General features: G+C 55.3%; 6 protein-coding genes and 1 other RNA gene. 4 read left to right on the forward strand and 3 right to left on the reverse strand.

Annotation, left to right across the window (positions count from 1 at the left end):
- The first annotated feature begins 293 nt into the window (after positions 1-293).
- The 3 genes from Q9I99_RS06095 (at position 294) to rnpB (ending at position 2,831) form a co-directional block, all read left to right on the forward strand.
- Positions 294-1,187, forward strand: coding sequence for a patatin-like phospholipase family protein (locus Q9I99_RS06095; RefSeq protein ID WP_013449648.1), 894 nt, complete (start codon positions 294-296; stop codon positions 1,185-1,187).
- Between the two features lie 102 nt (positions 1,188-1,289).
- Positions 1,290-2,393, forward strand: coding sequence for a peptide chain release factor 2 (prfB, locus tag Q9I99_RS06100; protein ID WP_096108780.1), 1,104 nt, complete (start codon positions 1,290-1,292; stop codon positions 2,391-2,393).
- Between the two features lie 78 nt (positions 2,394-2,471).
- Positions 2,472-2,831, forward strand: an RNA gene (rnpB, locus tag Q9I99_RS06105) — RNase P RNA component class A.
- 306 nt (positions 2,832-3,137) lie between these two features.
- On the opposite strand, the gene Q9I99_RS06110 is transcribed toward rnpB, so the two are convergent.
- From Q9I99_RS06110 to Q9I99_RS06120, 3 genes are all read right to left on the reverse strand, one after another.
- On the reverse strand, positions 3,138-4,595 hold the full coding sequence (locus Q9I99_RS06110; protein ID WP_301667241.1) for an MFS transporter: 1,458 nt from the start codon (positions 4,593-4,595) through the stop codon (positions 3,138-3,140).
- A 947-nt stretch (positions 4,596-5,542) separates the two neighbouring features.
- Complete coding sequence (locus Q9I99_RS06115; RefSeq protein ID WP_301667240.1) at positions 5,543-9,712, reverse strand: translocation/assembly module TamB domain-containing protein; 4,170 nt, start codon at positions 9,710-9,712, stop codon at positions 5,543-5,545.
- A gap of 54 nt (positions 9,713-9,766) precedes the next feature.
- Complete coding sequence (locus Q9I99_RS06120) at positions 9,767-11,614, reverse strand: autotransporter assembly complex protein TamA (RefSeq protein ID WP_301667239.1); 1,848 nt, start codon at positions 11,612-11,614, stop codon at positions 9,767-9,769.
- Between the two features lie 411 nt (positions 11,615-12,025).
- Here Q9I99_RS06120 and sstT point away from each other — a divergent pair, with 411 nt between their 5' ends.
- Complete coding sequence (gene sstT / locus Q9I99_RS06125) at positions 12,026-13,255, forward strand: serine/threonine transporter SstT (RefSeq protein WP_301667238.1); 1,230 nt, start codon at positions 12,026-12,028, stop codon at positions 13,253-13,255.
- Positions 13,256-13,324: the final 69 nt, after the last annotated feature.

Here is a 13,324-nt window from a genome sequence, read left to right on the forward strand (position 1 = left end):
TTGAACTCTGGCTGTCTAGTAATGTGGAAAATTATCCAGAAAGTGAAGGCATATTTCCTTTGCCATCTCAGTATTTATAGGGGCAACGGCCTATGTCGCTGGAAAATGAAACTATTGATGGTGGCTTCGATCATTCATATGACCCCAACAATTACAATTTCCGTAAAGGAAAAAAAGGAAATATTAATTTTGATGATAACTTAACAAAGCCCCTTTCGCTTGGTTGTCAAAGGTGGTTGTTAAGAAAAGCAATCCCCCTTTGACGGGATGCGATATATAAAGGAATGGAAAATATGGTAACGTTTTCAAAAATCAGACCACTTTTGGCAATCGCCGCCGCCGCGTTGCTTGCCGCCTGCGGTACGGCGGGAAACAATGCCGCCCGCAAGCCGGTGCAAACCGCCAAACCCGCCGCAGTGGTCGGTTTGGCACTCGGTGGCGGAGCATCTAAAGGATTTGCCCATATAGGAATTATTAAGGTTTTGAAAGAAAACGGTATTCCTGTAAAAGTAGTAACCGGCACATCGGCAGGTTCGATAGTCGGCAGCCTTTTTGCATCGGGTATGTCGCCCGACCGCCTTGAATTGGAAGCCGAGATTTTAGGTAAAACGGATTTAGTCGATTTAACCTTGTCCACCAGTGGTTTTATCAAAGGCGAAAAGCTGCAAAATTACATCAACCGAAAAGTCGGCGGCAGGCAGATTCAGCAGTTTCCCATCAAATTTGCCGCCGTTGCCACTGATTTTGAAACCGGCAAGGCCGTCGCTTTCAATCAGGGGAATGTCGGACAGGCGGTTCGTGCTTCCGCAGCAATTCCCAATGTGTTCCAGCCAGTCATCATCGACAGGCACAAATATGTTGACGGCGGTCTGTCGCAGCCCGTCCCTGTCAGTTCGGCCAGGCGGCAGGGGGCGAATTTCGTGATTGCTGTCGATATTTCCGCACGTCCGAGCAAAAATGTCGGTCAAGGTTTCTTCTCTTATCTCGATCAGACGCTGAACGTAATGAGCGTTTCCGCGTTGCAAAATGAGTTGGGGCAGGCGGATGTGGTTATCAAACCGCAGGTTTTGGATTTGGGTGCAGTCGGCGGTTTCGATCAGAAAAAACGCGCCATCCGGTTGGGCGAGGAGGCCGCACGTGCCGCATTGCCTGAAATCAAACGCAAACTGGCGGCATACCGTTATTGACGCTATGCCGTCTGAACGTGTTTCCGGAAGGCTTTATCCATAGAAAAAAATACCCGAATCCCGTACAATACGCCCCTAAAATTTTGAAAGAACAAAAGAATCATGGAAGCCGAAGTAATCAACCAGCTCAACAACACCCTGAACGATTTGGAAAAGCGCAGCGAAGACATCCGAGTTTATATGGATTATCAGGGTAAGAAAGACCGATTGGAAGAAGTTGTCGGCCTTTCTGAAGACCCTGAGCTGTGGAACGACCCGAAACGCGCCCAAGAAATCGGCAAAGAGCGCAAAATCCTCGAAGGCATCGTATTGACGCTCGACAACATCGCGTCGGGCATCGAAGACAACCGCATGCTGATTGAAATGACCGTCGAAGAAAACGACGAAGAAGGTTTTGCCGCCGTGCAGGAAGACGTGTCGGGACTGGAAAAACAGATGGCGGATTTGGAGTTCAAACGGATGTTCAACCAGCCCGCCGACCCGAACAACTGCTTTATCGACATCACTGCAGGCGCGGGCGGTACGGAAGCGGAAGACTGGGCGGGTATGCTGTTCCGTATGTACAGCCGCTACGCCGAGCGCAAAGGCTTCAAAATCGAAATCCTTGAGGAAGACGACGGCGAAATCGCAGGCATCAACCGCGCCACTATCCGAGTGGAAGGCGAATACGCTTATGGTTTGCTGCGTACCGAAACCGGCGTTCACCGCTTGGTGCGCTATTCGCCGTTTGACTCGAACAACAAACGCCATACCTCGTTTGCCTCCGTGTTCGTTTACCCTGAAATCGACGATTCCATCGAAATCGAAATCAACCCCGCCGATTTGCGCATCGACACCTACCGTGCATCGGGCGCGGGCGGTCAGCACATCAATAAAACCGACTCCGCCGTGCGCATTACCCACGAGCCGACAGGGATTGTGGTGCAATGTCAAAACGACCGTTCGCAACACGCCAACAAAGCTGCTGCGATGGAAATGTTGAAATCCAAACTGTACGAATTGGAAATGCGCAAACGCAACGAAGAGAAACAGGCGTTGGAAGAAGGCAAGTCCGATGTGGGTTGGGGCAGCCAAATCCGTTCGTACGTCTTGGACTCCTCACGCATTAAAGACTTGCGCACAGGCTACGAAGTCGGCAACACCAAAGCCGTATTGGACGGCGATTTGGACGGCTTTATCGAAGCCAGCCTGAAACAGGGTGTGTAGTTTAGGCTGTATGCCGTCTGAAGCCTGTGCCGCTTCAGACGGCATTTTTGCGTTTCGTGTTATAATCCGCGCCGCACACGGGACGGGCAGACAGTCGCCGCGTATCGCGTAAGGCATACGGGGAGGAAAGTCCGGGCTCCGCAGGGTAGAATGCCGGTTAACGGCCGGGCGCGGTAACGCGACGGAAAGTGGAACAGAAAGCAAAACCGCCGATGGCTGCTTTGGCAGCACAGGCAAGGGTGAAAAGGTGCGGTAAGGGCGCACCGCGCATTTGGTAACAATATGCGGCAGGCCAAACCCCATTCGGAGCAAGACCAAACAGAACGCAATGACGCTGCCCGCCGAGCGTTCGGGTAGGTTGCTTGAGCATACCGGCAACGGTATGCCTAGAGGAATGACTGTCCAAGACAGAACCCGGCTTACCGCCTGTCCGGTGTGCATCCGACACGCAAATGCCGTCTGAAACCTGAAATACGGTTCAGACGGCATTTTTATTTAGGCTGTGTTTTTATATTTCGTTGATGCAACACTCATTTAGTCGGACAAAATGCCTTTTACTCAATAGAACCGGTTTCCGCCCAAGCGGAAATAAGCGGTTTTTTCTTGCAAACAGACGGAATCAGACGGGTATTCAAATGACAATCGGCAGGCTGCCTTCCGGTTGGATGGAAACGGCTTAGTTTCATTATGCGGAAAAAATGCCGCCTGAAGGGTTCAGACGGCATCGGTGCGTCGGGGCGGGGCTTAGTCTGTGCCTTCGAGCATTTTGTTCAATTTGGGGACGAGCAGGAGCAGCAGGAAGCCTGTGGCTGCGCCGATGTAGAACAGCAGCCGGTAAAAGCCGATTTCGTCGCCCGCCTGATAGCCTTTTTCAAACAATACGCCGCCCAAAGTGAAGCCTAATGAAAAGGCAAGGAAATTAAGGGCGACCATTTGGGTTTTGAATAAAGGCGGTGCGATTTTGGTGGAAATGGACAGCGCAATCGGGGAAATCATCAGTTCGCCTATCGTGATGGCGAGGACAATCAGTGCGAAAACCGCAATAGGCATCGGCGTGCCGGAGGAAATAAAGGGGACGAATCCCAAAAACGACGCGCCGGTAACAAATACCGCCATAGCGAATTTCAGCGGGGTTTTGGGCTGTTTGCGCCCCATTTTTGTCCACATTGCCGCCATTATTCCGGAAAACAGGATGACCCACAGGCTTTGCATAGAGTCTTTCCAGGCGACGGGTACGGTAAACGAACCGATGGTGCGGTTGACGGTTTCGTCGAAATAGACGGTTGCTACGGTGTAAATCTGAAACCAGACGGCCCAAAACATACAGATGGTCAGGAAAAGCGGGATGTAGGCGATGATGTGCCGTTTGTTGTCGGAACTGACGCGGGGGTTGGTCAGCAGGCGGGCGAAATAGGCGATGACGGCAAGGATGACGGTAGATAAGAGGATGCCGGAGAAATTGTCGAGGTTGACAAGCCCGGTTTTGATGGCGGTTGCAAGTGCGGCGATGAGGGTGATGCCGACGGCGGCCGCAGTTTTGCCCTGTCCTTTTGAAAGCGGATGGGGGACGGTGGGGTGGGGCAGGTTTTTACGTCCCAAGGAATAACGCCACAAGCCGAATGCCATACCGACCGCCGCCGCGCCGAAACCATAATGGAAACCGATGTTTTCCTGCAGCAGGCCGGTCAGCAGCGGGCCTAAGAAGCCGCCGATATTGATGGCGATGTAGAAAATGGAAAATCCCGCATCGCGCAGCGGGCGCATTTCGTCTTGTTCGTATAATGCGCCCACCATAGAACTGGCCGTGGATTTCACGCCGCCGCTGCCCAATGCGATGAATATCAGCCCAATTAAAAGGCCGTACAGACCCGGTGCTGCGGCAAGGACGATGTGTCCGAGCATCACGACGATGCCCGAGAGGAAGAGGGTTTTTTCCGCACCCCATACGCGGTCGGCAAACCACGCGCCCAAAATGGTGGACAGGTACACGCTGCCGCTGTATGCGCCGACAATGCCGCCGGCGAGGGTTTTGTCTATGCCCAAGCCACCTTTGTCAGCGGTGTAATAGAGGTAAATCAGCAGGATGCCCTGCATTCCATAAAATGAAAAACGTTCCCACAATTCGATATGGAAGAGGGTGGAAAGCTGGAAGGGATGGCCGAAGAATGTTTTTTCTCCGGTGCGGGCGGGATGCCGGGACATAAAGGTTCTCCTAAAAGATTTTCTCTCAATGCCGTCTGAAACGGATGCGGACGGCGGCGGTGTTTTTTGTATGAAAATCGGTTTTTAACCGATATTTTCATTCTTTGTCAAACGATGCGCTGCCGTTTTTGCGGACGGATGTTTTATATTTGTTTTGATTCAACGGATTGTATTTTAGAGTACGTGTTCCGATACGGCGCGGGTAAAGCCTTTTCAGTCAAGCGGCTTATCCGATAGGGCGGTTTTTACTTAGATAGAAAATCACTTCCTTATATATCCGCCACGCCGAAGGGCGCATTATAGTGGATTAACAAAAACCAGTACGGCGTTGCCTCGCCTTAGCTCAAAGAGAATGATTCTCTAAGGTGCTGAAGCACCGAGTGAATCGGTTCCGTACTATCTGTACTGTCTGCGGCTTCGTCGCCGTGTCCTGATTTTTGTTAATCCGCTATAAAGACCGTCGGGCATCTGCAGCCGTCATTCCCGCGCAGGCGGGAATCTAGACCTTAGAACAACAGCAATATTCAAAGATTATCTGAAAGTCCGAGATTCTAGATTCCCGCTTTCGCGGGAATGACGAAAAGTGGCGGGAATGACGAAAGGTTGCGGGAATGACGGTTCGGGCATTCCTTAAATTACCCGTGTATCGCTGTAAATCTTAGAGATGGCGGAATATAGCGGATTAACAAAAACCGGTACAGCGTTGCCTCGCCTTAGCTCAAAGAGAACGATTCTCTAAGGTGCTGAAGCACCAAGTGAATCGGTTCCGTACTATTTGTACTGTCTGCGGCTTCGTCGCCTTGTCCTGATTTTTGTTAATTCACTATATCGATTCTGTTCCCTTGCAGGCGGACGGCGGCGGAAAAGCAGGTTTTCAAATGTCCGGTTTGGCGGCGCGCCTTTCAGACGGCACGGCGGCGGACAGTGCCGCGCCGTCTGAAAACCGTTTATTTCCCTTTGCCGTTTCCGGCGGAGTCTTTTTTGTCCGAACCGAAGAGGCGGTCGAAACGTATGGTGTATGTCAGCTCGCCGCCCGACGAAAGGCTGCCGATACGGGCAACCGCCTGTATGGCGCGGGTCAGCCGGTAAATCAGTTTGACGGACTGTTCCGCGCTGGAAATGCCGTATTCGTAGCCGATGTAGAGTTTGCCGGTCAGTTGTTTGCCGACGGTCAGCACCTGTTCGGCGGGGTTGAGTTCGCCGGTTTGCGCGTTGCGGCTGCGCTTGCTGGTAAAGCCCAAATCATCCACCAGCCCGATGCGGTCGTTGATTTGTCCGGCAAGCAGCGCGCCTGCGGCTGCGGACAGGGCGGCATTGTCGCCGCTGCTGCCGCTGCCGGCGCGGTTGAGGATGAGCCAAGAGAGCTTGTCTTTTTCACTCATCGGTTCGTTTGCCGTCAGTGTAATGCGCGGGCTGTTGAGGCTGCCCAATATTTCCACGCCCGCACCGACGGGGGAAAGGCGGCGTTCGGCGCGGATGTTGAGGTTGGGGTCGTTGAGCGGGCCGACAAAGGAGACCGTGCCTTTGGTAATGTCCAAATCCTGCCCGTATGCCTTGTAACGCCCTTTGATGACGCGGACCGTGCCCACGCCCCGCACGCTTCCGCCTGGTTGCGCGGTCAGGGTCAGTTTGCCGCCTATGGTAACGTCCGCGCCGTAGCCGGCGAAGCGGATGCTGTCATTGAGGTCTAAAGTCAGGTTCATATTGACGGGGAGCGGTGCCGCCGCCTCTTTCTTGACTTCGCCCAATACGACGACATCGTCGCCAACGGACGGCATTGAGGATTTTTGCGAACCGAACAGCCCCTGATCCGTTTTAATCATCCCAGTAACGGATATGCCTTTTTGCGGCGAATAGCGCAGGCGGGTGTTGCCGGAAACCGTCAGGCGGCGGTTAGGGCGGGACAGGATGCGGTATTTGTCGAACACCGCGCCGATATCGACATCGGGTCCGCTGTTTTCCATACCGACCGTGCCGGAGAGTTCCGCCGTTCCTTCGTGCCGGAATTTCAGGCTGTCGATTACCCATTTTCTGCCCGCGATATGCGAACGCAGCGAGCCGTTGTCCAAGATGATGCCTTGGGTTTGGTTGCGGTAATAGAGTTTGTCGCCGTTGATGCTGCCGCCCAAGTGCGGGTCGGCGATGCTGCCGCCGAGGGTTACGGCGGCATTCAGGCTGCCTTTGACAGTTTGTCCGACCGGTAGGAAGTTGCGGAATACTTCGGCATCGGCAACGGTCAGGTTGAGCCTGCCGCCCAAAGGCGCGGTATCGAAAGAGCGGCTTTGCCCGACGGTGATGTTGCCGTTGATTTTCCCGTAGTTGCTGCTACCGTTGACAGCGGCGTTGACGGACGGAGAGCCGACCCGTCCGCCGATATGCGCGTCGGTGTTCAGGCTGCCGGTGATATTTTGTACGGTAGCGGGCAGAAAGTGCTTCAATGCGCCCAAGTCGGGAAGGGAGGCGGTAATCCTGCCGCCGAGCGGTGCATTTGCCATATTGCCGCCGAAGGCGTTGCCGATGCCCAAATCGGCGTTAATCCGTCCGAAACGCGCGCCGCCGTCAAGCAGGATTCCGATGCGGTCGTTTTGAAAGCGCGTTTTCAGGGAAAATGCGTTCAAACCTAAAGCCTGCCCGCCGGGCAATACGGCATCGCCGCTTTGTCGGTTGATATTGAGGTAGCCGCGCGCGTTGCGCCCGTAGGCGACATCCCAGTCGCCGTTTAAAACCAGATTGTGTTCGACGGGCGGTTTGAAGAAATTGTGCAACTCGGCGATGTGCAGTCCGCGTGCGCCGCCTTTTGCCGATATGCCGGTTTTTTTATCCCAGGAAAAGTGTTGCAGGTTGAGGCTGCCGCCCATTGCCTGCCAATTTGCCGCACTTGCCGCCACGCGTTCCGCACCGGCTTCGAGCGTCATACGGTTTTGCAGCTTGAGGTTGAACGCGCCGCCGATGTCGAAAACACTAATACTGCCTTTCCATAGGGTAAGTGCCTTGTTGATACCGCCTGAAGCGTCCAAATCGAATTTGAACGGTTTGCCGTTCAGCGTCATGGCAGCGTGTGTGCGGATGCGGTGTTGCGCGCCCGTGCCGTCCAGCGTCAGGCCGGCGGTATCGACGATCACCGCCCCGCCCGACAGCGAAAGGCGGCTGCCTTTGATGTCGGCGCGTATCGGGCGGCTTGTGTCGGGCGAGCCTCTGAGGGTGAAATCGAGCGAACGGATGTCTGCCGCCTTGCCGATATGCAGGTTGCGCGCCGTGCCGGAAAGGTCAGTTTCAAAGGTTCGGATGCCGCCGTCCAAATCGCCGGAAAGATGGCCGTGTATGTTTAACAAGCCTTCCAGTCCGAAACCGAAGCGGGATAAATCGGGGGCGGTGATATTGAGGTTGAGCCGGTCGCCTTTTTTACCGAAGCTGCCGTCTGTTTTGATGATGTTCTGTCCCAGCCGCAAATCGACGGCGGCGCGCGGAAGGTGGCGGGACTCGTAAATAATGTCGGCATGACCGTTAAGCGGTACACCGTTGAGTATGCTGGGGGAAAAACGCATTTTGCCTGCAAAATGCTCTTTTGCCAGTTCGCCTGCAAGGTTTATTGAGCCGTTGATATTGCCTGACGGAAGTTGCGGATCGATGCGCGAAGGGTCGAATGCGCGGGAACGGATGTCCAGCTTGAGCAGGCGGTCTTTAAACAGTTCGAGATAGCCTTGCGCGGTCAGGCTGCCTTGCCCGGCGGCGATGTTGACGGTGTCGAACACCAGTTTCCGCTGTCCGTTTGCGGGGTCGCTTGCGATGGCGAGGCTGCCGTCCGTGCGCGTCGTGCCGGTGCCGAGTTGCCAGGAGATTTTGGGCGAGGCGGTCGTGCCGCCGATGCCGATGCTGCCGTCCAACCTGCCTTTGAACGCGGTTTGCAGTACGTCTTCCGCACCGACGGAGTTGATGCCTATATTTAAATCGAGGATGTCTTTTTCAGTATCGATTTTGCCCGACAGCCTGATGCCGCCCCGTCCGAGCAGGGCGGCGGACGTATCGCCGATATGCACCGTGCCGTCCTGCCTGATGACAAAGCCGCCTACAACCTGACGGACGGGGATGCCGTTGCGGTCGGCAAAGCCGACTTTGGTGTTTTCCAAATCGAGCGAGCCTTCCAGCGCGATGCCGTCTGAAAACGACGGGATGGCGGTCAGGTCGAAATTCAGCCCGGCATCGGGCAGGGAAGGCACGAAGGCGGCCGGGTTGATGTTGAACCCTTTAACCAGCACTTCTTCCAATGTTTTATCCAATGATTCGGCAAACGGGTGGATGACGGATTTTCCCGAGAGGCGGATATTGCCGCCGTCGATCGTCAGTTCGGCGCGTACATCTTTCAGGCTGCCTTGCAGCCGCGCCGTACTGTGTATGGTTTTGCCTTCGAGTCCGCCTTTGGTGTAAATGGCGGTATCGAGGGCAAACGGTTTTTTCAAGCCGACCGAGGCCGCCCCCGACGAACTGCTCCACGGCGTGTCGGCAGCCTTCAGGTCGAGGCGGTGTCCTTTGATGTCATAACGGTATGAAGCATCCAGCCGTTCGAGATAGACGGTTTGTTTGTCAAAGGCTTTGCCTGCGCTGATTTTGCCCGTCTCGAAGCGGTCGAGATAGACGGCGGCAGGCAGGTCTATGCTGTCGGGAAGGCTGAGTGGCGGGCGTTCTTCTTTAGGCGGAGTCGGTTTGGTAACGATGGCGATGTCGCCGGCGGAAATTTCGGTAATGTGCAGGCTGCGGCGCATCAGTTCGGACGGTTTCCACGCGAAGCGGAAGCGGCTGATTTTAAGGTCTGCCCCCTCGGTTTCTATTGACCAGTTGTCGCCGTCGAAGCCGTCGAGCAGCGTGCCTTTGAGGTTTTGGGAGGAAATGTTTACGCCGAACCAGGACGGGATTTGGTACAGCCCGAAACGCAAACCGGATTCCGTACCGGCGAGCCAGCCGAGGAAACATACTGCCAAAATCAGGACAGACAGCAGTGCCGCCGACAGCTTCAGCAGCGGGCGGCGTTTTTTTGCCGGCGGGGCAGGGCGGTGTTCAGACGGCATTTTGCGCGTGCCGTTTTCGGTCGGATCGGTATCTGTCGGTGCGGTATCGGTCATAATGTCTGTTTCAAAATAGTTTGCTGCAATGCCGTCTGAAGCGGCCGTATCGGTTTAGAAACGCGTTCCCAGGCTGATGTGCCAGCGGATTTTCTTGTCGCTGTGCCCGTAGGCGATGTCGAAGGAAAACGGCGCGAGCGGGCTGAACCAGCGTACGCCCAGTCCCGAACCGTGTTTCAGCTCCATACGTTTGAAATTGGCAGCGGCATCGCCCATATCGTGGAACACCGCGCCGGACAGGGTGCGCGTAAACGGCAGTTGGTATTCCAGGCTGCCCACCAGGAGGGCGCGTTCGGGCAGGACCGATCTGTTCGGGCCGGCAAGCCCGATGCTGTCGAGTTCGTAACCGCGCACGGAAGACGCGCCGCCGCTGCGGAACATCAGCCCTGAAGGAACGTCGGCATTGTCGCGGGCAATGGTGTAACCCGCTTGTCCGCGTATGATGAACGTGCCGAGTTTTTTGTTTTCGGGCGTGAAGAAATAACCTGCGCGGGCGGAAGCGCGGATCAGCGCGGTGGAGGACAGGAATGTGCCCAAAGTCGTCCCGATTTTGCCGTCGAGGTAATGGCCGTTTTCGGGGTGCAGCACGTTGTTGAGAAACTGGCGTTTCCAAGAGGCGGTCAGCATCGTGGCGTGGCTGTTGCCCAAATCGACATCCGAGCCGGGGATTTTCCGGCCTTCTGCGAGAAACTCCGCCCCCAGCCTGGCATCAATGCCCGCGCGGTCGCGCACATACCAGATGCCGCCGGAGAAGGCGCGTTTTTCGAGGTTTTGGGTGGTCGAACGGTTGTAGGAGACGTTGCTTGTCCAGTAGTTGCCCCGATAGTTGCGCGGCTGGCTGATGCCGGCGGCAAGCGTGGTTTCGTATTTGTCCATATCCCAGACGACCGAGCCGATATAGCCTTTGTTGAAGAGGTTGTAATAGTCGTAGGCGATTTTTCCGCCCAAACCGTATTCCGAATCGAGGCGGATGCCGGTTTCGAGTTTGTGGCGTTTGACTTCGGTTACGCTGACTTTGACGGGGACGCGGCCGTCTTGGAGGCGGTCGAAGTCGGCCTGTACGGACGCGCCGGAATAATGCCCGTTTTGTTCGAGCGCCTGTTGGAAGTCGAGCAGCAGGTCGAGGTCGTATGGCGTGCCCGGTCGGAAGCGCGCCAGGCCGGAGACGATTTGTTCGGGGTAACGCTGTGTGCCGGTAATTTCAAAGTCGCCGAAGGCGATGGGGCGGCCGCTGTCCACGACGACGTTCAAATCGGCGGTGGCGGTATCGGGGTTGACGGCCGCCCGGGTGTTGCCGAGCTTGGCAAGCGGGTAGACTTTGCGCGTTACCGCGCCGAGGACGGAAGTTTTGCTGTTTTCCCAACTGTCCTGATCGAAATCGCTGCCTACCGGCTGCTGCCAGTTTTCCATCGCGTTGCGGTAGTATTCGGCGAGGTTGCCGTCTGAAAGGATGTCGCCGAGGATGGCGACGCCGACGTTGGCGATTTTGGTGCGCGGGCCCGGTGTGATGTGCACCGTATAAGCCCCGTCTTTTTCCGTCAGGCTGACTTTGCTGCTGAAATAGCCTTTGCTGCGGAGCATCGTTTTAACGTTGTCCGGCGCTTCTTCGGCGAGGAAGCCCGTCTGTTCTTTGTCCAACACTTCTTCCTGCTGCTGCGTGATGAGCGGCAGGTGTTCTTCTATCATATCTTTAATTTCACTGTCTTGCGTGTCGATGCGGACGGGGAATTTGGGTTTTAATTTGACTGATTCGGTGTCGGGGCTTTTGTTTTTGAACAATGCGAAACCCGCCGCCTTGTTTTCGGAAAGGTCGGCGGCAGGCACGTATGCGTGCGGAAAGAAAAATAAAGCCGGCAGGAGCAGGGCGGTCGGTTTGATCATCATGGTACGGGTGTCGTGCATCGGTTTGGGCGGCTTTCGATTCTAACACTGTTCGGACGGGGTTTCGAACGGCCGTTTTCGTGTTGTTCGGACGGGGCGGGACGCTTCAGACGGCATACCGCCGCCGGTATTTCGGCGGTTGCGGCCCGCCGGGAATGTATCTGCTTGTTTTAAGGTATTTTGTTTCCAATCCGCATATGGAAAACAGGCTGCGTTTCGGGATAGTGCCGGAAAATAAACGGGATTAAATAAATTTATTTTTGTCCAACAAATCAAGCCGTCGCGCCGAATGATAAAACAACGCCTGTCCGGCACCGCATAGGGCAAATCAATACACCTCAAAACACGGCTGAAAAATAAAAAAAACACAGAGAATGAGTTTTCTTTTAAAATACAACATTTTTTAACATATCACAACATATAGGAAGAATTATGGCGTTCGGCAAATCCTTATTTCATGCGATCGGCCGCGTCAGCCTGGTCAGGCAGATTGCCGCCGGTTTGACGTTGGGCATCGTAATCGGTTCGGTTTCCCCGCAACTGGGCTTGGCGGCAGGCTTGTTCGGCAGCCTGTTTGTCGGCGCGCTTAAAGCGGTCGCGCCGGTTTTGGTATTTATTTTGGTGGCGGCCACAATCGCGCAGCACCAAAAAGGCAACAAGGCGCATATCAGGCCAATTATCGTCCTTTACCTCATCGGTACGTTTTCCGCAGCCCTGACTGCCGTCATCGCCGGTATGGTTTTCCCGACGCACATTGTTTTGGCGGGCGCGGGCGATGTGTCCGCCGCGCCGCCTTCCGGCATTGTGGAAGTGTTGAAATCGCTGCTGATGAACCTGGTCGCCAACCCGATTAACGCGATTGCCAATGCCAACTATATCGGCATTCTGGCTTGGGCTTTGGTTTTGGGCGCGGCGTTGCGGAATCACGGTTCGGACGTTACGCGGCAGGTCATCGCCGATTTGGCGGAAGCGGTTTCCACCGTCGTGAAATGGATTATCCGTTTTGCCCCTTTGGGCATTTTCGGGCTGGTGTCGTCCACAATCGCGGAGACGGGTTTCGGCGCGCTGGCGGGTTACGCGAAGCTGCTTGCAGTGCTGTTGGGCTGTATGGCGTTTATCGCGCTGGCGGTCAATCCCGCCATCGTGTGGTGGAAAATCCGCCGCAACCCTTATCCGCTGGTGTTCACCTGCCTGCGCGAAAGCGGCGTGTATGCCTTCTTTACCCGTTCTTCCGCCGCCAATATCCCCGTGAATATGGCTTTGGCGAAAAAACTGGGGCTGCACGAAGACACTTATTCGATTTCCATCCCGTTGGGGGCGACCGTCAATATGGGCGGCGCGGCGATTACGATTACCGTTTTGGCTATGGCGGCGGCGCACACCCAAGGCATACAGGTTGATTTTGCCACCGCGCTGCTGTTGAGCCTGGTGGCGACGGTCAGCGCGTGCGGCGCGTCCGGCGTGGCGGGCGGTTCGCTGCTGCTGATTCCGTTGGCGTGCAGCCTGTTCGGCATCAGCAACGATGTCGCCATGCAGGTGGTTGCCGTCGGCTTCATCATCGGCGTGATTCAGGATTCGGCAGAAACGGCGTTGAATTCTTCAACCGATGTTTTGTTTACTGCCGCCGCCGATTTGGGCCGACAGAGAAACCGGGCGGAATAAACCAAGCTATGCCGTCTGAAGCCCGTTTGGCGTTCAGACGGCATATTTTTACAATTTTATGGGCATATG

It is taken from the genome of Neisseria basseii (assembly GCF_962707005.1).
In the GTDB taxonomy this organism is placed as follows: Bacteria; Pseudomonadota; Gammaproteobacteria; order Burkholderiales; family Neisseriaceae; genus Neisseria; species Neisseria bergeri.

Bases quoted from the DNA above. Each gene is read 5' to 3' on its own strand.
- Q9I99_RS06095 (WP_013449648.1), top strand. From the start codon at position 294: ATGGTAACGTTTTCAAAAATCAGACCACTTTTGGCAATCGCCGCCGCC.
- Q9I99_RS06110 (WP_301667241.1), bottom strand. From the start codon at position 4,595: ATGTCCCGGCATCCCGCCCGCACCGGAGAAAAAACATTCTTCGGCCAT.
- Q9I99_RS06120 (WP_301667239.1), bottom strand. From the start codon at position 11,614: ATGCACGACACCCGTACCATGATGATCAAACCGACCGCCCTGCTCCTG.
- Q9I99_RS06115 (WP_301667240.1), bottom strand. From the start codon at position 9,712: ATGACCGATACCGCACCGACAGATACCGATCCGACCGAAAACGGCACG.
- prfB (WP_096108780.1), top strand. From the start codon at position 1,290: ATGGAAGCCGAAGTAATCAACCAGCTCAACAACACCCTGAACGATTTG.
- sstT (WP_301667238.1), top strand. From the start codon at position 12,026: ATGGCGTTCGGCAAATCCTTATTTCATGCGATCGGCCGCGTCAGCCTG.